Origin of the sequence: Kitasatospora sp. NPDC004669, assembly GCF_040609455.1 — a bacterium.
GTDB lineage: Bacteria > Actinomycetota > Actinomycetes > Streptomycetales > Streptomycetaceae > Kitasatospora.
This window is the reverse complement of sequence record NZ_JBEXKB010000026.1, coordinates 69,384-95,922: the sequence shown is the minus strand read 5'-3', so window position 1 is coordinate 95,922 and position 26,539 is coordinate 69,384. Positions and strand designations below refer to the sequence as shown.

Sequence of the window (26,539 nt, the reverse complement as noted above, 5' to 3'; positions counted from 1 at the left end):
GAGAAGCACTAGCTGGCTCACGCCGCCTGTCCGAAGCCGTGACCGACAGTGGAACCGGCCTGGCCAGCCACCTCGGCGTCCGCCCGGTCGAGCGCGGAGGCGAGTGCCGTGACCGCTTCGTCGGCGGAGTCCTTGAGGAGGTGGCCGTACAGGTCGGCGGTGATGGCAAGGTGGGAGTGGCGCAGGGTCTTGGACACGACGGCAAGGGGGATGCCTTCGGCGATCATGATGCTGGCTGCAGTGTGGCGCAGGTCGTGCAGGCCGATCTTGGGGAGATCGAGTTCGGCGGTGCGTTTGCGGAGCTGGTCGAGGACCCACTGGGGGCGCAGTGGGTCGCCGTCCGGGCGGGCGAAGACCAGGCCTTCCAGCAGACCGTCTGGGTGGGTGGCCATCTGGAGGGCGGCTTGGCGGTGGAGGGCGGCCATGGCTCTGGAGGACAGGCTGATCCAGGCGCGGCTGGCCTCGGTCTTGGGCTCGCCGAGGTGGATCTTCCCGTTGTTCACGGCCGTCAGCGTCCAGCGGACGTAGAGCTTGCGGTCCATGAGGTGGACATCGGACCAGTGCAGGGCGAGAACCTCGCCGCGCCGCATGCCAGTGCCGAGCATGACCTCGAACAGGTCGGCGAGCCGGTCGGCGTAGTGCTCCGCGTTGTGCCGCAGGAACGCCGCGGCCTCATCCGGGGTCCAGCAGGTGCGTACGGCGGCACGGGGCTTGGGCGGCACGGAGTGCTTGGCCGGGTTGTAGCGCAGCCGCCACGTCCGCACCGCGTGGTTCAGGGCATTGCGCAGCATGGCCACCGCATGGTGGACGGTGGTGCGCCCGCGGCCGACGGCGAGCTGCGTGCTCACCCAGGCGTCGATGTGCTTGGGCCGCAGGTCGACGAGCAGCATGCCGCCGAACGCGGGGACCAGGTCGCGCTCGATGCACGCTCGGTAGCCCGCCCAGGTGTTGGGCGCCAGCGCCGGCCGCTTCGACTCCAGCCGCTCGTACAGGAACAGCCCAACGCGCAGCGTCCGGTCCTCGTAAACACCCCGGTACTCGTCACTGCCATGAGGCGGTCCGTTGTCAGAACAGCGCGTCCTGCCGAGGGGCGGTGAGGGTGACGACCGTGGGATTGAACAGTCCCAGGAGCATGAACGTCTTCGGGCGGGCGGCGATGTTGCCGACGAAGAAGTGGGTGGCCCGCTCCGGGGTGATCATCTGGGTCCACCAGCGGTCGTGCAGTACGCCGGCCAGTCGGTGGGCCGGGTAGCGGCGGCGGAACTTGCGCCAGGACTGGCCTGCCTCCCAGTCCTGGAGGCCCATGTCGTGACCCCGGCAGGCGTCGTCGTCGCAGTGAAAGCGGTAGCGGAACTCGTAGGGCACCCATTCGAGGGGCCGGTGGTCGGGGTGCAGGACGTCGGTCTGGTTGACGATGCCGTCCTGCTCGGGAGTCCAAGGGCGAGCGTCGGCGAGTCGAAAGGAGTCGATGCGGGCGGGGCGGAAGAGGCCGAGCGAGGTGCCGTCGGCCTCCTGGCGGCGTTTGATCGCGCACAGGGACGGGGCGATCAGGGGTCTGACGATGTCGAGGCGATCCGCCCAGCCGCTGCGGTTGCTGACCGTGCCAACGACTTGGAGTGTGTCCAGGTTGGGGCGCAGGCTCTCCGGGCGCCGGTCGACGTGGTGGTGTCGGACGTCGACCTCGACGATCGTGTACTTGGCGAACTGCTTCTCCTCATCCAGGAGCCGGTGCGGGACCGGGAACAGACGCACGTGTTGGACCGGGTCCGTGTCCAGGCGGATGCCGGCCACGCAGCAGGTCTCCAGATACTTGTGGGAAACCTCGGGATACGTCTTCACCGTGATCAGGATGCGCGCTCGTTCCCAGCCCGATGCCACCATGCCAGCCCCCTGGTTCGGCTCCTGTCACCATTGGGCGGGCACCGTGCCGGCAGCGCAAGAGCGCCTTCCCGGACAGCAGTCGATGGGCTGCTCAGGCCAGGGCGGAGACGGGCAGTGCGGTGCGCCGGTGCAGTTCAGCGAGGACCGCCTGACGGTGGCAGCGGCGCTCGTCCTGCTCAAAGCACAACACCGCCACCGAACGTTCGACGGCCAGTTCCACGAGATCGTCCAGCTCCCGGCGGGCAGGCTCGGCCGCCATGACATCGGCGAACGTGGCCAGGCCCTCACCGATGCGCCCCTCCCAGAACGGCGCCCGGTTGTCCTTCGGATTCCCCAGCGAACGCAGGTGCAGATAGGCGATATCGGCATCAGCCAGCGCCGCGCTCAGCCGGGACTTGCTGAACCCCGGCTTGCGACTGATCGGAGTGAGCCGAACATCCGCCACCGCGTCCACACCTACCTCGATCAGCGCGGCGACGAACGAGTCGATCGTCCGGCCCTCGTACCCGGTGGACCACAGACCAGGCACCGGACCCGCAGCCGCCACCAGCGCGTCGACCGCAACCTCCAGCGCGTCCGCCAGCGCCGCCACGGTGAAGAACCCAGGCTGCGCCGCGGGGCTGGTCTCCAGGCGGGTCAGTGTGCGAAGCGGTACACCGGATGCATCGGCCAGTTGTGACCGGCTCCAGCCGCGTGTCTCGCGCAGCGCTCGCAACTGGCAGCCCAGGCGGCGGGCGCGCGCGTGCTCGGGAGTATCGGCGTGGGAACGACTGGACATGGGTCCCGATCCTAACGACCAGTCAGCTCGGACTTGCGGTCGCATCCCCCGAACGGGTAAGGCCCGAACAGCTGGCGGCGGCTGTCCGCGGCGGACGGTGTTCTATGCCGCTGCCGGAAGCGCGCCCGCATCGGAGCCAGCGAGGACGGTGAGGCCGCGATGGTTGGTGTCGGCGTGGTCGAGGGCGGTGGCGAGGGTGGAGTGGCGCAGGGTCTTGGGGACGACGGCAAGGGGGCGGCGATCATGATGGTGGCGGCGGTGTGTCTGAGGCCGTGGGTGCGCCGTGATGCGCGACCGTCGCCTGCTCGGTGCGCGTGGAGCTGGCGGCAGCGTGTCAGCGGCTGCCGTGATCCGGGGCTCTGAGGCCCGTGCCGCTCCCCAGAGATCCAGGCCCGGGCGCTCGGCGCCGCCCGGGCCGACTACGCCGGCTCAGGCCTCGTCATCGAAGTGCGCCGTGACCGGCGCGTGGTCCGACCAGCGCTCGGCGTGGGAGGCGGGCCGCTCCACGTATGCCTTCGTGGCTCGGCGTGCGATACCCTCCGTTGTACAAATCATGTCGATTCGCCAGCGGATCGGCCTGATCCTGGAACCCGACGATGTGGATGCCTTCGACACGGCGACCTGCGCCCGGTTTCTGCGCAATCTCGTGACGCAGCTCGGCCAGCCGAACCTCGCCGACTACGTCCAGGTCGGCGACGGCGCCGCTGCATGCGACGAGGTCCGAGCCGACTACCCGGCCACGCAGCTGCGGTGGCCGCACGGAGGCCCGGTCCGCACCTATCCGGGGCTCGGCTGGACGAGGTGGAAGCCGCCTGCCGCTGGTGGGACGACCGGGGCTGCCCCGGCTTCGACCGCTTCGGCCTTATCATGATTCCTGACAGCCACACCCTGTGGCTGGACGACCCGGCCAATCCCGTTCCCACGAGGGGCTGACCCCCAAGACCCCGCCGCTGGCGGTCACGCGGCCCGGACTGCGGCGAGCGGGCTGAGCGCCGCGTACTCCAACGGCGCGGACGGGTCGATGGAGAGGTTCATCGGGGAGGGCTCGGCGCCCGAGCGCACCAGCAGGTCCCCGATCGCCGCGATCATCGCCCCGTTGTCGGTGCACAGCCGCAGCGGTGGCACTCGAAGGGTGATGCCGGCGGCGGCGCAGCGCTCCTCGGTGAGGGCACGGATACGGGAGTTCGCGGCGACACCGCCGACCACGACCAGGGTGTCGATGCCGTGGTCGGTGCAGGCCCGGACGGCTTTGCGGGTGAGCGTGTCGGCGATCGCTTCCTGCAGTGCCGCAGCCGCGTCCGGGACGTGCGGCTCGGCGCCGACGGCCCGCCGGGCCTCGACCCAACGGGCGGCGGCGGTCTTGAGGCCGGAGAACGAGAAGGCGTGCGGCGGATCGCTCGGGCCGCTGAGCGGACGGGGTAGCCGCACCGCCTTCGGATCGCCGTCGCGGGCGATGCGGTCGATCGCGGGGCCGCCGGGATAGGGCAGGCCGAGGATCCGGGCGACCTTGTCGAAGCACTCGCCGGCTGCGTCGTCCAGGGTGCCACCGAGGTGGACGATCGGGTCGCGGGCCAGGTCGCGCACCAGCAGCAGCGAGGTGTGCCCGCCCGAGACGATCAGTACCACGCACGGGTTCGGCAGCGGCCCGCCGTCCAGCGTCGCGGCGGCGACGTGCCCGGCGAGGTGGTGCACCCCGTACAGCGGGACACCGAGCGAGAAGGCGTAGCTCTTCGCCGCCGCGACCCCCACCTGCAGCGCGCCGGACAGACCGGGGCCGGCGGTGACCGCGACAGCGCCGATGTCGGCAAGGGTGAGTCCGGCACGGTCGAGCGCCTCGCCCACCACCGGCGCCATGGCGTGGACGTGCGCGCGGGCGGCTATCTCCGGCACCACCCCGCCGAAGCGGGCGTGCTCGTCCATGCTGGACGCCACCGCCTGCCCGAGCAGGACTCCGTCCCTGACCAGGCCCGCGCCGGTCTCGTCACACGAGGACTCGATTCCCAGTACTACCGGCGACCCCGTCATGTCACCACTCCTTCTTGCATAATGATTGCATCTGCATCCTATATGCAACATATCCCCGGATCGGCTCGTCCGGGGTCCTGGGTGCCTGCGTCGATCGTCGTTGTCGCGGAGCTGTTGTCCGGCGCGCCGAGCCGGGCCGCCGCACCCGCTCGGTGTGCTCCTCGGGCGTGGTCGCAGAGGGGAGTTGGACCTCCTTGTCGGCCAGGCCCACGCCGGGTACCTCGTCGTGGGCCCGTCAGACGCTGCCGAATCCGCCGGCCCCACCCGCCGCGCCAGCCGGAACCGCCCGCCGACCAGCCGACCCGCCGAGGTGGTGTACGCGCTGCCGTCGGCGCTGCCTCCGCTCTCCGGTGCTGTTCTGTTCCGCCGTCCTACCGGACGGTCGAGGACCGCAACTTCACGCACATCGTCAGCTCGCGCCGGCCCGGGCTGGGCTCGCCCACAGTGCACCCGGCCTACCGGCCACAGAGCAACGGCAAGGTCGAACGCTTCAACCACACCCTGCTCGACGAGTGGGCCTATGCCAGGCCCTGCCACGCCGAGCAGGAACGCCGAGACGCCTACCCCGCACGGCTCCACGCCTGCAATCGCCACCGCGGACACACCGCACTCGCAGGCAAACCACCCGCCAGCCGCGTCTCCAGCCTCACGGGTCAGAACATCTGGACATCCTGACGATGTGTCAGCCATTGACTGCGGCTCTTCAGGGTGACGGCGCTGGAAGATCGAGTGTGAGGCCGGCACCCATCACGATGGTGGGGTGCCACCAGGGGTCGATGCCGTCGAGCATCAGGTTGGCCTCTCGGGAGTCACCGGCGCCGTGTCCCAGACCGGGTCGAGCAGGGCTGCGGAGTCGGCCATTGTCCGCAGGCTCACTGACCGGGAAGGTCGGCGGCGGCAGCGGATCGTGCGGGAATGGCTTGGCCTGGACGTGCGGATCCGCTGCGCGCCTCGATTCGCTGGGCCATTCGACTGGAAGGCACGGGTCGGTCACCTGGCGGCCGTGGACGGAGGCCCACAGTGGGGTGGCCGCCCCCGACGGGGGACAGGTCTGTCTCCTGAGGGAGTGTCATGCGTGCTGTCTCCACGTCCAGACCGCTGCTCGTGGCAGCCTTGGTGTTCACGAGCCTGATCGCCGGTCACACGACCGCGCAGGCCCGCCCGGGCGCAGCCGGCGCGGCTCCTCCACAGCCGACCTACCAGCACGTGTGCCGGCCACCCGAAGCCGGTCGGGCGTCCTGCGCGGCCGAGCTGCGCACCGACCTGCCGCGGATCGAGCATCTGGACCCGCGCGCCACCCCGCCCGGCTACGGCCCCGCCGACATCCGCCGCGCCTACAACCTGTTCGGCGCCCGCTCCGACGGCAGGACCGTGGCGATCGTCGTCGCGTTCCACAATCCCAATCTCGAGAGCGACCTGGCCGTCTACCGCAAGCAGTTCCACCTGCCGCCGTGCACCAAGGCCAACGGATGCCTCAGCCAGATCTATGGGTCGGGCACCCGACCTCCGGTGGACAGTGAGTGGTCCCTGGAGGAGTCGCTGGACGTCGACGCGGTCAGTGCGGCCTGCCCGGACTGCAAAATCACCGTCGTCGAAGCGGCCGCCGACACCTACAACGACCTCTTCATCGCCGAGGATGTGGCCACTGGGATCGGATCACGCTACGTATCCAACAGCTGGTTCTCGCCCGAGTTCCCCGAGGAGCACATTTTCGACGATCACTTCTCCCCGGGGGTCGTCTACACCTTCGCCGGGGGCGACAGCGGCTACGGGACGGTCTACCCCGCGGCTTCCCCCTACGTCACCGCGGTGGGCGGCACCTCCCTGCGCCGGGCGCACAACCGCCGCGGCTGGGCCGAGAGCGCCTGGTCCGGCACCGGCTCCGGGTGTTCCATCTTCGAGCCCAAGCCGTCCTTCCAGCACGACCCGCTGTGCGCCAACCGCACCGAGAACGACGTCTCCGCGGATGCCGACCCGGGCACCGGCCTGGCGGTCTACGACACGGTTCCCACCCCCTCCGGTGCCACCGGCTGGCTCGTCGAAGGAGGCACCAGCCTGTCCACCCCGCTGATCGCGGCCATGTACGCACTGGCCGGCACACCGGCTCCCAACAGCCGCCCCAACTCCTACCCCTACGCGCACCGCAAGGCATTCAACGACATCGTCACCGGCGCCAACGGATCATGCGGCGGCACCTACCTCTGCACCGCCGTCAAGGGATACGACGGACCGACCGGTATCGGCACCCCTCATGGTGTTCGCGGCCTCGCCGCCGACGGCATGAGTTGAGCGGCTACCGCGAGCCTCGACAGTCGCCCGCCGCCCGCGCCGCCCGGTGAGCCTTCCGGGTCACAGCGCCGGCGGGCGGCACCGACGGTTCCTCCGGTCGAGCGGGGGAGATGACGTTCACCATTGGCGCGTGTCTGTGACCGGCGCTGGTGGCGGTCAGGTCGGCCTCCTGGGCGTCAGCCGCCGCCGGCCATGGCGTGTCAGGAACCTCAGTGATCGCCTCAGTAACGAGAGTCCGCTGCTCGCCGTAATCTCGCTGGGGCGTCCGGGGCCGGCGAGTTCGCCGATTCGGACGGTGGCATCGCCCACCCGGGCCGTGCGAGAGGTGGTACCCGGGCCCGCGACCACACCGACCGCCACGATCGCCGGCATCGCCGGGCGGGCCCGCCGGCCAGGTACGACTCCACCGCGGCCTTGGAGGTCGGGAACATCGGGCTGGGCAGGACGGCCGCTGCGGGGTGCCAGCGCACCTCCAGGTGCTTGTCCGGCTCGACGTTGACCAACTCGCCCGTGAACTCGCTGGTGGCGAAGGCGAACAGCACGAACCCGCCGCGCCCGTCCCAGCCCTCCTTGGCCTGGATCGTGTGGACCAGGCGAAGGTGGGCCGGTCGGACGATGAGTCCGGCCTCCTCGAGCAGCTCGCGGGCGGCGGCGTCCGGGACTTCCTCTCCGGGGTCGACCTTCCCTCCGGGGATCGTCCACGCGGGGCCTGGGGTCCAACTGCGCTTGGCGTAGTGGACGGTGGCGATCCGGTCGGTGATCAGATCGTGGGCGATGACGCAGACCGCCAGCCGGCTCGTCTCGTGCATCAGGGGGCTCCTTGTCGTGTCGGGAGGGGCGGGACGCCACGGTCAATTGGCCCACCCGGGGGAGGTGGAGCGCAGCGCCATGAAACCGTCGACGGGCTCGAATCCGAGGCTGCGGTAGAGCGGGGCGCCGGCGTCGGTGGCGCGGAGCTCGATGGAGCAGCCGCGTTGCTTGATCGCGGTGACCAGGGCGCTGGTGACGGCGCGGGCCAGGCCCTGGCGGCGGTGGCCGGGGTCGGTGACGACCGTGTGGATCCGGGCCCACCGGCCGGTCGGGTAGGTGGGGCCGCAGTAGCCGCGGTAGACGATGCCGATCGCGCAGGCGGCGAGGCCGCCGCCGGGGGCGTCGGCGACGTAGGCGAGCAGGTTGGGATCGGTGCCGAGGCGCTGGTGCATGTCGTCGCGGAAGGTTGATCGCCACTGGTCGGTGACCGGTTCGCCGGTCAGCACGGCGACGCGAAGGCGAAGCAACTCGTCGGCGTCCTGTGGCGTGGCGGCGCGAACACACGGATCGGGTGCGGACACTAAGGTTCTCCTCGTGGACGGGTGGGGCCGGTCAATGGCGAACGCGACGCTCGATCGGCGGCCTTAGCTGTCGTGTGCGGGTAGTTCCGAGAGCGCGGTCTCTCGCATGATGCGGTCGACCGTGTCGTGGAGGGTGCTGTCGCTGCCGATGACGGTCTCGATGCCGCCGGGCAGAACGTCGTGCTCGCGGTACCAGTCGCGCAGTTCCCGCTCGGTGACGGCGGCCAGGTACTCGCGATCGGCCTTTGAGGCGTGCCGGACCAGCGTCTCGTCGATCGGGATGTCGAGGTAGTAACAGCGCGTGACACCGCGATGGTCGCTCACCAGGCGTGCGAGCATCTCGCCGTAGTGGTCGGCGTACAGGATGCCCTCGATGACGACGTGGTAGCCGACGCCCAGTGCGTACCGTGCCACGGTGTCGATCAGGCCGATGTTCGCACCGCCGGGCCGGTCCCGCTCACGCAGCACGATGCGGCGGAGATTGTCCTGCGCGACCACGGCCAGGCCCCGACCGAACCGGTCCCGAAGCCCTGCCGCCACCGACGACTTGCCCGACGCCGAGTTCCCCCGGACGACAACGAGCCTGGTCGCCTCGCTTCCTGCGGGCAAGCCGGCACCTGGAAGCCCCAGGTGGCTTGCGGTTTTCATGACGGCCAGCCGACGACGGACAGCGGGCGACCGGCGGTGATCTGCGCGAGCGCGTCCGCGGTGTAGCCGACGATCGGCTCCGGAAGACCGTCCAGCGGCCAGAAGCGGAGGGCGGCGCACTTGTCCGGTTCACGGTTGGCGATCTTCCCGGCGTACGACCGAGGGGCGAAGAACAACTGCAGCCGCCCGTCGCCGTCGTCGGCGTCGAGGTGGTGCAGGGTGTGGACGAGATCGAGGTCCTCTTCGCGGATCTCGATGCCGAGTTCCTCCTCGGCCTCCCGGGCCATGCCGCGCAGGACGGACTCGCCCTCTTCGAGGTGGCCGGCCGGGACGTGCCAGTAGCCGTCGGCGTAGGCGGCGTTGGCGCGCTGCCCCAGCAGCACCCGGCCGTCCTCGATCAGGACGAGGTGCACTCCCACAACCAGCTTGTGGACCATCGGACTTCTTCCCTTCGGAACAGTGGCACGCGGACCTGGACGGCGGCCCGGCCGGCTCAGGGCATGACGAAGCCGCGACCGGACAGGTGATCGCTTGTCGCACGTCGGACGTCAGGGCGTCCACACCAGAGCGGCGCGCACCGCAGCCCTGATCACCCTCGCCACCGACCTGCCCGCACGAGTGCTGGCCGACCTCCTCGACGTCCACGTCCACACCGCACTGAAGTGGGTCCGTCGGGCTCAACGCGACTGGACCACCTACCTCACCGCGCGCGCCGCCAGCCTCGCCGACACTGCGGAACCAGGTCGGCCATGAACGTCAACCGCCTTTGGCGGCTGGGCCGTTCAGTCCGGGAAGGGGGCGGCTTGACGCGATGCACTTGAGCGCTTCGATCGGGAACCGTCGCGGCTGCTCATTGATCGCCGGCGGGAAGCTGACATTCCGATCTCCGACTACTCGGGCCTCTCCGTTGCCGTGGCGCCGGCACAGACGGGGTGGGTGCGGGCGGCGTAGGAGCGGGCGGCCACAACGAGGCCGATACCCAGACCGGCGAATGCCAGGCCGCCGAACTCGGCAAACCAGGTGATCCCCGAGCTGGTGGTGAACGGCGGGGACGGCTTGATCTTGGGCAGCACACCGGCAGCCATGAGCGGGGCCATGACGATGAGGAAGGCCCCGTATATCGTCAGGGGGATGCCGGTCAGCCAGGCCGGAATCAAGGGCAGCAGGCGCGGGACCCGTCGTCCGGACAGGAACAGCGTCCAGCGGGGGAACACCTGCCCCCACACGTACAGCAGCCCCAGCAGCAGGAAGATCCCGACCATCGCGGCCAGCACGGTCACGTCGATCCCCGCCGACGCGGTTGCCTTCGACGGCCCCGACGCGCCGACGCTCGTCGTCCTCTGCCAGTCATCGCCCGCGACACCGAGCGCGTTGCCGCCCAGCGTCCAGATGGTCTTGGCTCCCGCCCACGGAAGGAGTCCGCACATGAGCAGGTACACCGCGACGCGGGTCCGCCTCGGGGCTCGGGAGGCGGCCGGGTGGGCAAGCGGGCCGTCGCCGGCGCCGGCGTGCGGCCGCCCACATCGCGGGCAGTCTCCGCGCAGCCGTCGGCGGTACGACCAACCGACGAGGAACAGAAGGGCGGATCCGGCCGTGTTCAACAGCACCTGGGCCAGCCCGGTGGCGCTCTCGATCCCCGAGAGCGTCGCCAGCGCCACGAAGTAGATCGGCAGGCCAACCGTCCCCACGACGAACACCGGGAGCGCGGTGATCAGTGCCGTCGCCACCGCAACCCGGCCAGGCCTGGCGAGAGTTCGGGTGCTGGCCAGGCAGGCGCCGCCGGCCAGGAGCGCGAGGGCCGCCAGGAGAAGCTGGACCGCCGGCGCGTACGCGGAGTGCTCCTTCCACAGCACGGTGATGCCCGCCGCCGCCCACGTGACCTCGACAGCGGCGTACGACACGCCCCACACAACAGCGGCCGTGGGTACCCACACGGGCCACCGCCGCCACCACAAGTTCCACCCCGGGCTTGTGGTCGGTGGCCTGGGAACGCCGCCTACCTCCGAGTTCGCAGGAATAGCCATTGTGCCCCCCCGTATATCCGGACTGCCGACACTCCAAGACTTCCCGTCACCCGCGCTGAGCAGATCCATCCCACGGATCATCGGCCTCCCCCGCGCGGGGGAGACCGGATCGTGAGCGTCAACCCAACAGGTAGCCGTGAGAGAGGAACCGACCCGAACACTGAGGAATACTCCGCAGATCGAAGAACCCCACAGCACCAGTCGAACAGCGGTTGCGAGCTGAGCCGACCCAGGACGACTTCGTCCTCGCCGGACCGGAGGCGTGACATGACAGCCACCGGGCCGACAGCCCGCAGACGAAACACCCTGCGGGCTCGGTGAATAGCCGGTCGATCCGATCGCCGTTCCTACCCAGGGCCCTGACGTCCATGGCGCGTCCTGGTCCTGGTGTGGGCGATTTTCGCCGTTCCACCGGCCCTGAAGCCCGCGACCTGCGACAACACTCTCATCCGCGCCCAGGACCCACCATCAGCTGCGGAAGCCAGGATTACCCGCTGGAGGTTTGCGGCGGAGGCGCGGCCGGCAGCCGCACCGTGACGTGGAGGCCGCCTCCGGGGCGCGGGACGACGGTGAGGGTTCCGTCGTGCGCTTCGGTGATGCTCTTGACGATGGCCAGGCCCAGGCCGACGCCCGCGTGGTCTTGGCGGATGCGTTCGGTGCCGCGCCGGAAGGGCTCGGTGAGGGTCGAGACCAGCTGTGCCGGAAGGACCTCGCCGGTGTTCTCGACGCTGAGCGTCACGCATTCGGGATGGATGCCGGTTGTCACCCGAACGATGCCCCGACCGGGCAGGTTGTGGACGATCGCATTATGGATGAGATTGACCGTCAGCTGCAGCAGGAGCGCTCGGGAGCCGATGGTCGGGGTGATGTCGACCGCGGCCTCGATGTCGACGCCGTGCTTCTCCGCCAAGGGAAGCAGTGTCTCGACGGCCTCCTCGACGTACAGGGACAGGTCGACGGACTCCCGGGTGAAGGATCGCTGGTCGGCACGGCTGAGCAGGAGCAATGCCTCGGTGAGGTCGATCGCCCTGGCATTGACGTCGTGGAGGCGTCCGACAAGCTGGCCCAGGTCTCGCGCCGGGTCGTTGAGCGTCACTTCGAGTAGGGCCTTCGTGATCGCCAGCGGGGTGCGCAGCTCGTGGGAGGCGGTGGCCGCGAACCTCCGCTGCTCGGCGACGTGCGCTTCGAGGCGCGCGAGCATGGTGTCGAAGGCGTCGGCCAGCTCGCGGAACTCGTCCTTGCGGCCTTCCAGTTCGATCCGGTGGGAGAGCGACCCGTTCGCGGCCGTGCGGGTGGCGTCGGTGATCCGGGTCAGTGGGGCGAGCATTCGGCCGGCGAGCAGCCACCCTCCCAGCAGGCCGAACACCAGCAGAAGCGTCAGCACGACGGCCGTCGCCGGAGCGTACGCGTGCAGCACGATGGTGCGGACGGGCACGAGCCCCTTGGGGCTGCTCGCTGCATCGGGCAGGCCGCGCAGCAGATACACCCACACAGTGGCCAGCATCAGTGTGCCTGCGAGCATGACGAAGCCCGCGTAGCTGAGGGTGAATTTGAGGCGGACGCTCATGCCCGGTGTTCTATGCACCCGCATCGCCCTCACGCCTGATGTCCGCCTGGGCGGCGATTCGGTATCCGACGCCGGGCACGGTGGCGATGATCTGAGGTTCACCGAGGCGTTTGCGCAGAGCCGAGACCGTGATGCGTACAGCATTGGTGAACGAGTCGGCGTTCTCGTCCCAGGCCCGCTCCAGCAGTTCCTCGGCGCTGACGACGCCGCCTTCTGCGGCGACGAGCACCTCGAGCACGGCGAATTGTTTGCGAGTGAGTCCGACGTAGCGGTCGTCGCGGAAGACCTCACGGCGGAAGGGGTCCAGCCGCAGGCCCGCGATCTCCCGCACGGGCGGTCTCATGTGCGCGCGCCTGCGGTCGAGTGCCCTGATCCTGAGGACGAGTTCACGCAGCTCGAACGGCTTGGTGAGGTAGTCGTCGGCACCGAGCTCGAACCCGGAGGCCTTGTCGTCGAGCCGGTCGGCGGCGGTGAGCATGAGGATGGGCATACCTGATCCCGCTGCGACGATCCATGCGGCGATCTCGTCACCGGAGGGGCCGGGGATGTCGCGGTCGAGAATGGCGATGTCGTAGGCGTTGACGCTCAGCAACTCCAAGGCGGTGTCGCCGTCACCGGCGATGTCCGCCGCGATGGCCTCCAGACGCAGCCCGTCGCGGATGGCCTCTGCCATGTACAGCTCGTCCTCGACGATCAAGACACGCATATGCCGATGCTACGGCCTGGGACCTATCATGAGCATATTGAAAACGCATACGCCCCGGTGGGTAACTGTCGTGGCCTCCACGGCCACCGCGCTTCTTGAGTAGGGTCGGGGACCGGCGCGGTGGCCGTTGCTCCGTTTCCGGTCCCCGACCCTACTGAAACGTCGTCACAACGTTCGTGATCGCGGGGCGTGGCGGTACGAGCTGTTCCACTCAGGTCGAACTCGCGCTGTTGGGTCCGGTCGTGACAGATCGTGATCGTCGTGCAAGCTCCTCGGCCGGCCCGGCGACCATCGCCCGCAGTTCACCTTCCGGCTGCACACCTGGCGTCTGCGCTTTCCTGATCGCACTGCACCAGTCAGGGCCGCTGCGGCGGGGCGTTCGGCAGCCTCTTCCTGAGCCCGGGGTGGTGGCACTGATCGTGGGAGTCGTCGGCGTCGCCACCACCGTGACCATCCCGGTGTCGGAGCGGCGCTCGGACGACCGGTGCGCTCGCCGGCCTGACTCCGGCGGTCCGGGCGTCCCGGATGCCGCCTCCGTAGCCCCCAGGGCCACGTCCAAGTGTCGGAATTGCTCGCTTGGACGACACTCGTGGACATCGAGTCCGATCGGCAGCATGGACCTCCTGACTTCGGCGTAGTGGAAGAGGGGATGTCCGCATGGTGCTGATGCCGTCCACCGGGGGGGCGCTGAGGGCCGGCGGAGGTGCTGATCCCGAGCCGTCCAGGATCAGCCCTGGCACGTCCCGCAGAGTGCTCTCCTACCTTCGCCCGTACACCGGAAAGATCACCCTCTTCGCCATCGTCGCTGTCCTGGAGTCGCTCATCGTGGTGGCGACTCCGCTGCTGCTCAAGCAGATCGTCGACGACGGGATCCTCAAGCACGACTCCGGATCCATCACGCTGCTGGCCTGCTGCACCGCCGGCCTCGCCGTCCTCGACGCGTTACTGCAGCTGGCGCTCGCCCACATCGCCGGGTGGATCGGGCAGGGGGTCACCTACGAACTCCGGGTCCAGGCGCTCGGTCACGTCCAGCGGCTGCCGGTCGCGTTCTTCACCCGCACCCAGACCGGGGTGCTGGTCGGACGGCTCCACATGGATCTGATCATGATGCAGCAGGCTTTCAGCCAGCTGCTGATGACGGTCACCAGCGCGGTCGCGGTCGTCATGGTGGTAGCCGAGCTGTTCTACCTGTCGTGGCTCCTCGCCGTCGTCACGCTGGTGCTGATCCCGCTGTTTCTCCTTCCCTGGATGTACGTGGGCCGGGTGATGGAGCGGTACACCAGGCAGTCGATGGAGGCGAACGCCGGCCTGGCCGGCATCCTCCAGGAGCGGTTCAACGTGCAGGGGGCGATGCTCTCCAAGCTCTTCGGCCGTCCGGAGCAGGAGATGACCGAGTACGAGGACCGGTTGGAGAAGCTCCGCAGGGTCGGCGTGAGCGTCGTCGTCTACAGCCGGATGGCCTTCATCATCATGGCGCTGATGGCCTCGCTCACCACGGCGCTCACCTACGGGGTCGGCGGCGGACTCGTGCTGTCCGGGACCTTTCAGCTCGGCACGCTGATCGCTCTCGCCACCCTGCTCGGGCGGCTGTTCGGGCCGATCACCCAGCTGTCCGGGATGCAGGCGAACGCGCTGATCGTCCTGGTGAGCTGCGAGCGGGTCTTCGAGATCCTCGACCTGAAGCCGCTGATCGAGGAACGCCCCGACGCCGTGAGGCTCACGGTGAGCACAGCCCCGGAGATCGAGTTCGAGGACGTGTCGTTCCGCTACCCCGGCGCGGACGAGGTCTCGCTGGCGTCGCTGGAGCAGAACGTGCGCGGCGGACGGGAGCGGGGGGAGACGGCGTCGGAGGTCCTGCGCCACCTCAGCCTGCAAGCGCCGGCCGGAACCCTCACCGCACTCGTCGGCCCGTCCGGCGCGGGGAAGACCACTCTCACCCACCTGGTGTCCCGGCTGTACGACCCGACCTCCGGCACCGTCCGTATCGGCGGACACGATCTCCGGGACCTCTCCTTCGACTCGCTCCGCGAGACGGTGGGCGTGGTCAGCCAGGACACCTACCTCTTTCACGACACCATCCGGGAGAACCTCGCCTACGCCCGTCCGGCCGCCACCGAGGACGAGCTGATCGAGGCGTGCAAGGGGGCTCAGATCTGGGACCTGATCGAATCCCTCCCGAGGGGGCTCGACACCGTCGTGGGAGACCGCGGCTTCCGGCTGTCGGGCGGGGAGAAGCAGCGACTGGCCATCGCCAGGCTGCTGCTGAAGGCGCCCTCGGTCGTCGTGCTCGACGAGGCCACCGCCCACCTGGACTCCGAGTCGGAGGCCGCCGTCCAGCGGGCGCTCAGGACCGCGCTGCGCGACCGCACCTCGCTGGTGATCGCCCACCGGTTGTCCACGATCCGCGAGGCCGACCAGATCGTCGTGATCGACGACGGAGGCGTCTGTGAGCGCGGGACGCACGAGGAGCTGCTGGCCGCGGGTGGACTCTACGCGGAGCTCTACCACACGCAGTTCGCCAAGTCGGGCGGCGGCGCTGCCGAGCCCGAACGCAACGGGGCCGGACCGGTCCCCCAGATGGCTTCCGAATGGGGACGATGAATTCCGCAGCGCTGGCCACGCCGACGGTGCCGGAGCTGTTCGCCCGCCAGGCGGAGCGGACGCCCGACGCGGTGGCCGTGGTCGATGGAGACCGGGTTCTGACCTACCGACGGCTGGACGAGCTCGCGGGCCGGCTGGCCGGGCGGCTGATCGGTCGGGGTGTCCGCCGCGGCGACCGAGTGGCGGTCCTGATGGAACGCTCGGCGGACCTGGTGGTGACGCTGCTCGCCGTGTGGAAGGCGGGAGCGGCGTATGTGCCGGCGGACCCCGGCCATCCCGCGCGGCGGGTGGCGTTCATGGTCGCGGACTCAGGGGCGTCCTTGATGGCATGTTCGGCCGCGACGGTCGACGGCGTGCCGGAGGGGGTCGAGTCGATCGTCGTCACGGAGGGAGGGCAGGGCGAAGCGCCGGCGGTCCCGGTGCGTCCGGGGGACCTGGCGTATGTGATGTACACCTCCGGGTCGACCGGGATCCCGAAGGGAGTGGCCGTCCCGCACCGGAGCGTCGCGGAGCTGGCGGGGAACCCCGGCTGGACGGTGCAACCCGGTGACGCGATCCTCATGCATGCGCCTCACGCCTTCGACGCGTCCCTCTTCGAGATGTGGGTCCCGCTCCTCTCGGGTGCCCGTGTGGTGATCGCCGAGCCAGGCGCGGTGGACGCCCGACGTCTGCGGGAGGCCATCGCCGGCGGCGTGACGAAGGTGCATCTGACCGCAGGAAGCTTCCGCGCGCTGGCGGAGGAGTCGCCGGAATCCTTCGCCGGCCTCCAGGAGGTGCTGACGGGCGGCGACGTGGTGCCCGCACACGCGGTGGAGAAAGTGCGAAGGGCGGTCCCCCGAGCACGGATCCGGCACCTGTACGGTCCGACGGAGACGACGCTGTGCGCGACGTGGCACCTGCTCCAGCCGGGCGACGTGCTGGGTCCCGTGCTGCCGATCGGCCGTCCGCTTCCGGGCCGCCGGGCCCAGGTGCTCGACGCGTCGCTGCAGCCCCTGCCGCCGGGCACGGTCGGCGAACTCTACCTTTCGGGCGCCGGCCTTGCGGACGGCTACCTGGACCGGGCGGCGCTGACGGCGGAGCGGTTCGTGGCGGATCCGTCCGTACCCGGCGGACGGATGTACCGGACCGGGGATCTCGCCCAGTGGACCGCCGACGGTGAGCTGCTGTTCACGGGCAGAGCCGACGACCAGGTGAAGATCCGCGGGTTCCGGATCGAGCCGGGCGAGATCGAGGCCGCGCTGACCGCCCAGCCGGATGTCCACGAGGCCGTCGTGGTGGTGATCGATGGACGCCTGATCGGTTACGCGGTGACGGACGCGGATCCCGACGTCCTCCGTGAGCGTCTCGGGGCGATCCTGCCGGAGTACATGGTCCCGGCTGTCGTGATCACGCTGGACGGGCTTCCGCTGACCCGCAACGGCAAGGTGGACCGGGCGGCGCTGCCCGCGCCCGTCTTCGGGGCGAACGCCGCGGGTCGCGAACCCGCCACCGAGGCGGAGCGCGTCCTGAGCGGACTCTTCGCCGACCTGCTCGGCCTGGATCGGGTCGGTGTCGACGAGAGCTTCTTCACCCTGGGCGGCGACTCGATCGTCGCGATGCGGCTGGCGGCGCGCGCGGCCAGGGCCGGTCTGCTGGTGACGCCCTCGCAGGTCTTCAGCGAGAGGACCCCCGCACGGCTGGCGGCCGCAGCGCGTCCCGTGCCCGCCGATGACCCCGACGCCCCCGTCGGCCGCCCTCTGATCGCCCTCACCGCGGAGGAGGAGGCCGAGCTGGCGACGGCCGTACCCGGTGCCGTGGAGGCCTGGCCGCTCGCCCCGCTCCAGGAAGGGCTGCTCTTCCAGTCGACCCTTGAACGAGAGGGCCTCGACATCTACCAGGCGCAGTGGATCCTGGAGCTGGCCGGGCCGCTGGACGCGGCCCGGCTCCGGGCCGCCTGGGAAGCGGTCTTCGCGCGGCGCGCCGAACTCCGGGTGAGCTTCGTCCGGCTCGCGTCGGGGAGGACGCTCCAGGCCGTCGCCGGGCACGTCGTGCTGCCCTGGCGGGAGGTCGATCTCACCGGCGTGGGCGACGCCGAGGCGGCCGTCGAGGCCCTCGCCCGGCAGGAACAGGAGCAGCGGTTCGACCTGGCCGCGGGCCCGCTGTTCCGGCTACTGCTGGCCCGAATCAGCGAGGACCGGCACCGCCTGCTGGTCGTCCACCACCACATCCTGACCGACGGCTGGTCGGTGGCGGCCATCCTCAACGAGGTGGCCGAGGCGTACGAGGCCGACGGCCGGCACCCGGAGCGGATCGGCGCGGCATCCTACCGGGACTACCTGGCCTGGCTGGACCGGCAGGACAAGGGCGCGGCACGCGCTGCCTGGCAGGCGGAGCTGTCCGGCCTCGACGGGTACGCGTCGATCGCCAGGACGGCCGCCGGGACGGGGTACGAGTACCGCATCGCCCACCTCACGCCGGAGCTCTCCACCAGGCTGCGGGAGGTGGCTCGTGACCACGGGCTGACGCTGAACACGGTGGTGCAGGGTGCGTGGGCGATGGTGCTGGCCCGGCTCGCGCGGCGCACCGAAGTGGTGTTCGGCACCACGGTCGCCTGCCGTCCCGCAGAGCTCCCCGGGGTGGAGTCGATGACCGGGCTCATGATGAACACCGTGCCGGTCCGGGTATCGCTCGACGGCGGACAGTCGGTCGCCGACCTGCTCACCGGTCTGCAGCGGCGGCAGGCGGCTCTGATCCCGCATCAGCACCTGGGACTGCCGGAGATCCAGAAGGTCGCCGGGCCGGGCGCGAAGTTCGACACGCTGCTGGTGTTCGAGAACTATCCGCGGGACTTCGCCGACCGGTTCACCTACCTGGGCACGGTCGAGGGGACCCACTATCCACTGACCCTCGGCATCATCCCGGGGGACCGTCTCAGGATCCAGCTCGCCTACCGGCACGGGCAGATCGAGGAAACCGTCGCGGAGTCCGTGCTGGGGTGGTTCGTCGGCGCCCTCGGCGCGGTGGGCGCCGACCCATACGGGTTGGTGGGGCGGGCCGGTGTGGGTGGGGGCCGGGTGAGCGGCCCGGATGCGGCGCCGGCGGTGGGGGAGACCTTGCCGGTGCTGGTGGCGCGGGTCGTGGAGGAGCGGCCCCATGAGACGGCGGTGGCGGACGGTGACGGCGAGCTGACCTTCGAGGAGCTCTGGGAACGGGCGTCGGCGCTCGCCGCTGTGCTGAGGGCCCGTGGGGTCGGACCGGAGTCCCGGGTGGGCCTCGTCGTGGGGCGGTCGGCGTGGTGGGTGGTCGGGATGCTGGGGGTGTCGCTGGCCGGAGGCGCGTTCGTTCCGGTGGATCCCGCGTATCCGGCCGAGCGCGTGGGACTGCTGCTGGGGGACGCGGATCCCGTGCTGGTCGTGTGCGACGGGAAGGCGCGGAACGCGGTGCCCGAGGAGCTCGCCGACCGGTCGGTGGTGATCGACGAAGTGGACCTCTCGGCGGGCCCGGACGCGGTGCCGCCGCCGGTGGGGCCCGGCGACGCGGCGTACGTGATCTACACGTCGGGGTCGACGGGGATTCCGAAGGGGGTCGTCGTCACCCACGCGGGCCTGGGGAATCTGGCGGCGGCGCAGATCGACCGGTTCGCTGTGTCGCCGTCGTCGAGGGTCCTGAAGTTCGCGGCGCTGGGCTTCGACGCCACGGTCTCCGAGGTGCTGATGGCGCTGCTTTCGGGGGCGACGCTGGTGATGGCGCCGGAGCAGGACCTGCCGCCGCGGGTGTCGCTGGCCGAGGCACTGGAGCGGTGGGACGCCACCCATGTGACGGTTCCGCCGTCGGTGCTCGCCACGGCCGACGTGCTGCCGGCGAGGCTGGAGACGGTGGTGGTGGCGGGGGAGGCATGCCCGCCGGGCCTCGCGGACCGCTGGTCGGAGGGACGGCGGCTGATCAACGCCTACGGGCCGACCGAGGCCACGGTGTGTGCTGCGATGAGCATGCCGTTGACGGCGGGCCAGGACGTGGTCCCGATCGGGAAGCCGATCGTGGGAAGCCGCTGCCACGTACTGGACGCCTTCCTTCGGCCATTGCCGCCGGGGATCACCGGTGAGTTGTATGTGACGGGGATCGGGCTGGCCCGTGGCTACCTGGGCCGTGCGGCGCTGACGGCGGAGCGGTTCGTCGCCGATCCCTTCGCTGCCGGTGAGCGGATGTACAGGACAGGAGACCTGGCCTGTCTCACGAGCGGCGGTGAGCTGGTGTTCGCCGGGCGGGCCGATGACCAGGTGAAGCTCCGCGGGTTCCGGATCGAGCCCGGCGAGATCGAGTCCGTCCTGTCCGGCCACCCGGGGGTCGCCCAGGCGGCTGTGGCCGTCCGGGACGACCGCCTCCTGGCCTATGTGTCGCCGGCTGGGGTCGATCCGCAGGCGATACGGGAGTACCTGGCCTCCCGGGTGCCCCAGCACATGGTGCCCGCTGTGGTGGTGCTGGAGGCGCTGCCCACCACCCCGAACGGAAAGATCGACCGCAGCGCGCTGCCCAGCCCTGGTCCCACTGCCGGGACCGTCGGTCGAGAGCCGGTGACGGAGCCCGAACAGGTGCTGTGCCGGCTGTTCGCCGAGGTGCTCGGCCTTGAGCGGGTCAGCGTGGACGACGGCTTCTTCGAGCTGGGCGGGGACTCGATCACCTCGATGCAGCTGGTGGCGCGGGCGCGGCGGGAAGGACTGGCCCTCGCCGCGCAGGACGTCTTCGAGCTGAGGACGCCGGAGGGACTCGCGCGGCTGGCGGCGGAATCGCCTCTGCCGGAACGCCTCCAGCCCGGGACGGCCGACGGTGCGGGCGAGGTGCCGTGGACGCCGGTGATGAGAATGCTCGGCGACGGGATCACCGGTGCGGGATTCGCACAGTGGGTGGTTGTGGGCGCACCCGCGGATCTGGGCGAGGGGATCCTGGCCGCCGCGCTGGCAGCCGTGGTGGATACGCACGACATGCTGCGAGCCCGCGTGGAGCAGGGACGCCTGATCGTCGGTGAACGCGGCTCCGTGGACACGGCCGGTCAGGTCCAGAGGGTGGGGCTTGCCGGAGGCTCGTTGGACCAGGCCGTGGAAGGCGCGGTTCGGGACGCGGTGGGCCGGCTGGACCCGGAGACGGGCGTGATGGTGCAGGCGGTGTGGGTGGACGCCGGGCCGGGACGGGTGGGCCGACTGGTGGTGGCGGTGCACCATCTGGCTGTCGACGGCGTTTCCTGGCGGATCCTGGTACCGGATCTGCGGGCAGCGTGCGAGGCGACTGCGGCGGGGCGGACGCCTTCGCTGGAGCCGGTGGCGGTGTCGTTCCGGCGGTGGGCGGGCCTGCTGGAGGAATGGGCGGCCTCCGCGGACCGGGTCGGTGAACTGCCGGCCTGGCAGGCGGTCCTGGGCCAGGCGGAGCGGCCGGTCGGCGGGCGGGACGTGAGCGCGGGGAGAGTGTGCTCACGGTCGTGGGCGATGTCGGGAGCCGAGGCGTCGGCGCTGCTGGGAAGGATTCCCGGGCTGTTCTTCTGCGGGGTCCACGAGGTGCTGCTCGCAGGGCTGGCGGGGGCGGTGGTGCGCTGGTGCGGCGATCACGCGGTGCTGGTGGACGTGGAGAGTCACGGCCGTCATGCGGTCGGCGGGCTGGATCTGTCCCGGACGGTCGGCTGGTTCACCAGCGTGCATCCGGTGCGACTGGACGTCTCGGGGATCCACTTGGCGTCCGGGGACCTGCTCAAGGCGGTGAAGGAGCAGTCGCGGGCCGTGCCCGGCGACGGGCTCGGCTACGGGCTGCTGCGTCATCTGAACGCCGGGACCGGACCGGTACTGGAGGCCGTGCCGTCACCCTGGATCGGGTTCAACTACATGGGCCGGTTCGCCGTGGGTGAGCAGAACGACGTGGCGGCATGGCAGCAGGCCGGTGACATCGGCGGTTCTCTGGATCCGGCCACGGCGGCGCCGCACGCGCTGCAGGTCGACGCGGTCGTCCGGGACCTGCCGGGGGGCCCGGAACTGACGCTGACGGTGAGCTGGACGGCCGGCCGCTTCGAAGAGGCCGAGATCGAACGGTTCGGTCGGATGTGGCGGGACGCGCTGTGCGGCCTGGCCCGCCTGGCGGACGATTCCTCGGCCGGGGGACACACCGCGTCCGACTTCGACCTCCTCGACCTCGATCAGGACGAGATCGAGGGTTTTGAAGCAATAGCGAAGCACTTCGGCGGAGGCGGGAAATCGTGACCCCTGGATCGGCGCTCGCCGAGATCTGGCCGCTGTCACCCATGCAGGAGGGAATGCTCTACCACTCCTCCTTCGACGACACGGCCCCCGACATCTACGTCATCCAGCAGACCCAGATCATCGACGGGCCGCTGGACGCGGAGCGGCTCCGGACCTCCTGGCAGGCCCTCCTCGACCGGCACGCGGCGCTCAGGACGTCCTTCCACCGGCGGAAGTCCGGCGAGACGGTCCAGCTCATCGCCCGGGAGGTGGAACTCCCCTGGACCGAATGCGACGTGTCCGGCCTGGACGAGGACGACGCGATGGCCGAGGTGACCGTGATCGCGCAGAAGGAGCGCGCCAGGGGGTTCGACCTGACGCGACCTCCGCTGCTGCGGCTGACGCTGGTCCGGCTCGGTCCGGAGCGGCACTGTCTCGTGACGACCAGCCATCACCTGCTCATGGACGGGTGGTCGCGGGCGATCCTCGAATCAGAACTCCTCGACATCTACGCGGCCGGCGGCGTCGCGTCGGGTCTGCGGTCAGCGGCCTCCTACCGGAACCATCTGGCATGGCTGGGGCGGCAGGACAAGGAGGCCGCCCGGGCGGCATGGCGCGCGGAGCTGGCCGGCACCGACGGATCATCGGCGCTCGGCATCCCCGAAAGGCCCGGCCGGGCTCCGGAACTGCCGGTCCGGGAGGTGATCCGCCATTCCCCGGCCTTCACCTCCGCCCTGATGGAGTTCGCCCGCAGCCATGGGCTGACACTGAACACGGTGGTGCAGGGCGCGTGGGCGCTGGTGCTGGCCCGACTGGGGCGCCGCCGGGACGTGGTGTTCGGCGCGACGGTCTCCGGGCGTCCGGCTGACCTGCCGGGCGTGGAGGGCATGGTGGGGCTGTTCATCAACACCGTGCCGGTGCGCGTGCGGCTGGACGGCGGGAGAACGGTCCTGGAGACGTTGACGGAGCTGCAGGAGCGGCAGTCCGCACTGATCGCGCACCAGCACCTCGGGCTCCCGGAGATCCAGAGGCTCGCAGGGGCGGGCTTGGACACACTCGTGGTGTTCGAGAACTACGTCGATCCCTCGGCGGACCCGACGTCCCCGCGCGCTCTCGGACTGACCCTGCGGGAGTTCCACCAGGCGTCCCCCTACGCGATCACTCTGGGCGTCATGCCGGGCGAGAGCATCGAGACCGAAGTGCAGTACCAGCCGGGGATGGTCGACGCCGAAGTCGCCGGGACCGCTCTCCACGGGCTGGTCCGCGTCCTGGAACGGATGATCGCGGATCCGGCTGCGCCGCTGGGCCGCCTGGACCTGGTGAGTGACGCCGAACGTGAGCGGGTGGTCGAGCGGTGGAACGAGACGGGCGACCCGATCGTCGCGCCATCGGCGGTGGAGCTCTTCCTCCGGCAGGTGGAGAAGGCTCCGGACGCGACGGCGATGACGGCCGGGGGACGGGCCTGGTCGTTCGCGGAGCTCGACGCATGGTCGGGCCGGCTGGCGCGGGTACTGGTGGACCGGGGCGTGCGACGTGGCGACCGCGTCGGTGTCCTGCTGGAGCGTTCGCCGGAGGTGCCGGCGGCATGGCTCGGAGTGTGGAAGGCGGGAGCGGCGTTCGTTCCCGTCGATCCGGACTACCCGGCGGACCGGGTCGCGTACATGCTGTCCGACGCCGCGGTGGCCGCGGTGGTGTGCTGTGCGGGGACTGCGGCCGCCGTGCCCTCGGGCCACGGGCTCATCATGATGGACGACATCGTCGACGGTGAGACCTCGCTGGTCCCGATCGGGGCGGACGACCTGGCGTACGTGATGTACACCTCGGGATCGACCGGGACACCGAAGGGCGTTGCCGTCCCGCACGGCGGCGTCGCGGCCCTGGCGGGAGACCCGGGGTGGGGCGTCGGAGCGGGCGACGCGGTGCTGATGCACGCGCCGCACACCTTCGACGCGTCCCTGTACGACCTCTGGGTGCCGCTCGTGTCGGGTGCGCGGGTGATGCTCACCGAGCCGGGCGTGGTCGACGCGGCGCGCCTCGCTGCCCACGTCGCACAGGGCCTCACCTCGGTGAACTTCACGGCGGGCCAGTTCCGGGCGCTGGCGCAGGAGGCGCCGGAGTCGTTCTCGGGGTTGCGCGAAGTGCTGGCGGGCGGCGACGTGGTGCCGCTCGGTGAGGTGGAGCGGGTCCGGCGGGCCTGCCCCGAGCTGGTCGTCTGGCACACGTACGGTCCGACGGAGACCACCCTGTGTGCGACCTGGAAGGCGATCGGGCCCGGCGAGCGGCTGGGGCCGGTCCTGCCGATCGGCCGCCCGATGCCGGGTCGGCGGCTGTATGTGCTGGATGTCTTCCTGCGTCCGTTGCCGCCGGGCGTCGCGGGCGATCTCTACATCGCGGGCGCGGGGGTGGCGCACGGCTATCTGGACCGTCCGGGGCTGACGGCGGAGCGGTTCGTCGCAGACCCGTTCACCTCCGGTCAGCGCATGTACCGGACGGGCGACGTCGCGTACTGGACCGATGAGGGCGATCTGGTCTTCGCCGGGCGCGCCGACGAGCAGGTGAAGATCCGCGGCTACCGTGTGGAGCCGGGCGAGGTCGAGGCGGTGCTGGCTGCGCGGCCGGGCGTTGACCAGGCTGTGGTGGTGGCACGTGAAGGACGCCTGATCGGCTATGTCGTGTCCGGCGGCGACATCGATCCGGAACGGCTGCGCGAGGACGTCGCCAGGGCGCTGCCGGACTACATGGTGCCGGCGGCGGTGCTGGTCCTGGACGTACTGCCGGTGACGGCCAACGGCAAGGTGGACCGGGCAGCGCTGCCCGCCCCCGACTTCAGCGGACGCGTCACCGGCCGGGAACCGGCCACCGACGCCGAGCGGGCGCTGTGCGCGCTGTTCGGCGAGGTTCTCGACCTGGAACGGGTCGGCGCGGATGACAGCTTCTTCGAGCTGGGCGGGGACTCGATCACCTCGATGCAGCTGGCGGCGCGGGCCCGCCGCGCCGGAATGGCCTTCGGCGCGCGCGAGGTGTTCGAGCACAGGACCCCGGCGGGAATCGCCGGGATCCTCGACCCGGACGGCGGGCCGGCCGGGCCGCCCGATCCGGCCGAGGGCACAGGAGACGTCGCCCGGACGCCGATGATGACGGCATGGGGGCCGGGATCCGCGCAGTGGGCGACCGTCGGCGCGCCCGGCGGCCTGTCGGTGGACGCGCTGGCGGCTGGGCTGAGCGTGCTGATCGACGCCCACGACATGCTGCGGAGCCGGATCGTCGAGGCCGGGAAGCCCCGGCTGGTCGTGTCCCGCCGGGGCGCGGTGGACGCCGCGGCACTGATCGAGCGGGTCGAGGCGGACACCGGTGACCTCGACGACGTCGCGCAGCGGTGCGCTCGGGAGGCGGCCGTTCGGCTGGATCCTGCCGCGGGTGTGATGGTCCGTGCGGTGTGGGTGGACGCCGGACCCGGTCGGGTCGGGCGGCTCGTGCTGGTGGCGCATCCTCTGGTGGTCGACGCGATGTCGTGGGAGATCCTGCTGACGGACCTGAAGGCTGCTCATGAGGCTGCCGCCGCAGGCAGGGAGCCGTCCCTCGACCCGGTGGACGTCTCGTTCCGGCGATGGGCGGCCGCCATGGCGGAACAGGCGACCTCCGAGGAACGCGTCGCGGAGCTGACCGCGTGGACGGCGCTCCTCGACGGGGAGGAGCCACGGCTGGGCGCGCCCGGCACCGGCTCGGCCGCGGGACGCCGATCGTGGACCTTGCCGAAGGACCGCGCGCAAGCGCTCGCCGAGCAGGTCCCCTCGGCCTTCCACTGCGGTGTCCACGAGGTGCTGCTGACGGGCCTGGCAGGCGCGGTGGCGCGGTGGCGCGGAGGCCACGTGGTGCTGGTGGACGTGGAGAACCACGGCCGTCACCCGGTCGGCGGGATGGATCCGTCCCGGACGGTGGGCCGGTTCACGAGCGTGCATCCGGTGCGGCTGGACGTGGGCGGGATCGATCCGGCGTCCGGGTCGTTGCTGAAGGCGGTGAAGGAGCAGTCGAGGGCGGTGCCCGGCGACACGCTCGGCTACGGCTTGCTGCGCCGTCTGAACGCCGAGACGGGACCTGTCCTGGAAGCCTTGCCGTCCCCCCAGATCGGGTTCGCCTACCGGGGCCGGTCCGCCACGGGCGACGTGCGGGAGTGGCAGCGCTCCGGAGCACTCGGCGGTTCATCGGACCCGGACATCAGGCCGTCGCACGCGCTGGAAGCCGAGGCGGCCATCCGGGAATTGCCGGACGGCCTGGAACTGACGCTCACGGTGAGCTGGCCGGCCGGTCTCTTCCCGGAGGCCGAGATCGAACGGTTCGGCCGACTGTGGTCGGACGAGTTGTCCGCCCTGGCCGGCCTGGTGGGTGATTCCTCCGCCGGGGGGCACACCGCGTCCGATTTTGACCTCCTCGACCTGAACCAGGACGAGATCGAGGAACTCGAAGCCGAGTTCAACGACGACCTTTAAGCCTT

The 26,539-nt window shown here is 70.7% G+C and carries 16 protein-coding genes and 2 pseudogenes; 6 read left to right on the top strand and 12 right to left on the bottom strand.

Going from position 1 to position 26,539, the window contains the following annotated elements; genetic code table 11:
• Positions 1 to 17 precede the first annotated feature (17 nt).
• The 5 genes and pseudogenes from ABZW30_RS22335 to tsaD form a co-directional block, all read right to left on the bottom strand.
• Positions 18 to 980 carry a tyrosine-type recombinase/integrase gene (locus ABZW30_RS22335; protein WP_355672919.1) on the bottom strand — a complete coding sequence of 321 codons (963 nt, stop codon included), beginning with the start codon at positions 978 to 980 and terminating at the stop codon, positions 18 to 20.
• 85 nt (positions 981 to 1,065) lie between these two features.
• Positions 1,066 to 1,839, bottom strand: a complete 774-nt coding sequence (locus ABZW30_RS22330; RefSeq protein ID WP_355672897.1) for a hypothetical protein — start codon at positions 1,837 to 1,839, stop codon at positions 1,066 to 1,068.
• A 133-nt stretch (positions 1,840 to 1,972) separates the two neighbouring features.
• Positions 1,973 to 2,659: a DUF488 family protein gene (locus ABZW30_RS22325; protein ID WP_355672896.1), complete on the bottom strand. Its 687-nt coding sequence runs from the start codon at positions 2,657 to 2,659 to the stop codon at positions 1,973 to 1,975.
• Between the two features lie 429 nt (positions 2,660 to 3,088).
• Positions 3,089 to 3,226 (bottom strand): annotated as a pseudogene (locus ABZW30_RS22320) (exodeoxyribonuclease III); the annotation flags it as partial.
• A gap of 390 nt (positions 3,227 to 3,616) precedes the next feature.
• On the bottom strand, positions 3,617 to 4,684 hold the full coding sequence (gene tsaD, locus ABZW30_RS22315; protein WP_355672895.1) for a tRNA (adenosine(37)-N6)-threonylcarbamoyltransferase complex transferase subunit TsaD: 1,068 nt from the start codon (positions 4,682 to 4,684) through the stop codon (positions 3,617 to 3,619).
• Positions 4,685 to 5,134: 450 nt separating this feature from the next.
• On the opposite strand from tsaD, the pseudogene ABZW30_RS22310 reads away from it, so the two are divergent.
• Positions 5,135 to 5,359, top strand: a pseudogene (locus tag ABZW30_RS22310) (integrase core domain-containing protein); the annotation flags it as partial.
• Positions 5,360 to 5,755: 396 nt separating this feature from the next.
• Entirely contained in the window at positions 5,756 to 6,973 is a 1,218-nt protein-coding gene (locus ABZW30_RS22305) for a S53 family peptidase (RefSeq protein WP_355672894.1), read from the top strand.
• A 221-nt stretch (positions 6,974 to 7,194) separates the two neighbouring features.
• Here ABZW30_RS22305 and ABZW30_RS22300 read toward each other — a convergent pair whose 3' ends face one another.
• The 4 genes from ABZW30_RS22300 to ABZW30_RS22285 all read right to left on the bottom strand — a co-directional run bounded on the left by ABZW30_RS22300 (position 7,195) and on the right by ABZW30_RS22285 (position 9,389).
• Complete coding sequence (locus ABZW30_RS22300) at positions 7,195 to 7,782, bottom strand: NUDIX domain-containing protein (protein WP_355672893.1); 588 nt, start codon at positions 7,780 to 7,782, stop codon at positions 7,195 to 7,197.
• Between the two features lie 42 nt (positions 7,783 to 7,824).
• On the bottom strand, positions 7,825 to 8,304 hold the full coding sequence (locus ABZW30_RS22295; RefSeq protein WP_355672892.1) for an N-acetyltransferase: 480 nt from the start codon (positions 8,302 to 8,304) through the stop codon (positions 7,825 to 7,827).
• A 63-nt stretch (positions 8,305 to 8,367) separates the two neighbouring features.
• Positions 8,368 to 8,913 (bottom strand): AAA family ATPase, encoded by a 546-nt coding sequence (locus ABZW30_RS22290; protein WP_355672891.1) that lies wholly within the window; start codon positions 8,911 to 8,913, stop codon positions 8,368 to 8,370.
• Between the two features lie 35 nt (positions 8,914 to 8,948).
• Positions 8,949 to 9,389, bottom strand: a complete 441-nt coding sequence (locus tag ABZW30_RS22285) for an NUDIX domain-containing protein (RefSeq protein ID WP_355672890.1) — start codon at positions 9,387 to 9,389, stop codon at positions 8,949 to 8,951.
• A 94-nt stretch (positions 9,390 to 9,483) separates the two neighbouring features.
• Here ABZW30_RS22285 and ABZW30_RS22280 point away from each other — a divergent pair, with 94 nt between their 5' ends.
• A complete protein-coding gene (locus ABZW30_RS22280; protein WP_355672889.1) occupies positions 9,484 to 9,705 on the top strand; it encodes a hypothetical protein in 222 nt (73 codons plus the stop codon).
• 137 nt (positions 9,706 to 9,842) lie between these two features.
• On the opposite strand, the gene ABZW30_RS22275 is transcribed toward ABZW30_RS22280, so the two are convergent.
• The 3 genes from ABZW30_RS22275 to ABZW30_RS22265 form a co-directional block, all read right to left on the bottom strand.
• The gene (locus tag ABZW30_RS22275) at positions 9,843 to 10,853 is read right to left on the bottom strand and encodes a hypothetical protein (protein ID WP_355672888.1); all 1,011 of its coding nucleotides are present in this window, start codon (positions 10,851 to 10,853) and stop codon (positions 9,843 to 9,845) included.
• A 610-nt stretch (positions 10,854 to 11,463) separates the two neighbouring features.
• On the bottom strand, positions 11,464 to 12,543 hold the full coding sequence (locus tag ABZW30_RS22270) for a HAMP domain-containing sensor histidine kinase (RefSeq protein WP_355672887.1): 1,080 nt from the start codon (positions 12,541 to 12,543) through the stop codon (positions 11,464 to 11,466).
• A 10-nt stretch (positions 12,544 to 12,553) separates the two neighbouring features.
• The gene (locus tag ABZW30_RS22265) at positions 12,554 to 13,249 is read right to left on the bottom strand and encodes a response regulator transcription factor (RefSeq protein WP_355672886.1); all 696 of its coding nucleotides are present in this window, start codon (positions 13,247 to 13,249) and stop codon (positions 12,554 to 12,556) included.
• A gap of 750 nt (positions 13,250 to 13,999) precedes the next feature.
• Here ABZW30_RS22265 and ABZW30_RS22260 point away from each other — a divergent pair.
• The 3 genes from ABZW30_RS22260 to ABZW30_RS22250 are packed head-to-tail and all read left to right on the top strand — an operon-like array spanning position 14,000 to position 26,534.
• Entirely contained in the window at positions 14,000 to 15,850 is a 1,851-nt protein-coding gene (locus ABZW30_RS22260) for an ABC transporter ATP-binding protein (protein ID WP_355672885.1), read from the top strand.
• A complete protein-coding gene (locus ABZW30_RS22255) occupies positions 15,847 to 22,068 on the top strand; it encodes an amino acid adenylation domain-containing protein (RefSeq protein WP_355672884.1) in 6,222 nt (2,073 codons plus the stop codon). The genes ABZW30_RS22260 and ABZW30_RS22255 overlap by 4 nt, the downstream gene beginning before the upstream one ends.
• A complete protein-coding gene (locus ABZW30_RS22250) occupies positions 22,065 to 26,534 on the top strand; it encodes an amino acid adenylation domain-containing protein (protein ID WP_355672883.1) in 4,470 nt (1,489 codons plus the stop codon). Before ABZW30_RS22255 ends, ABZW30_RS22250 begins: the two co-directional genes overlap by 4 nt.
• Positions 26,535 to 26,539: the final 5 nt, after the last annotated feature.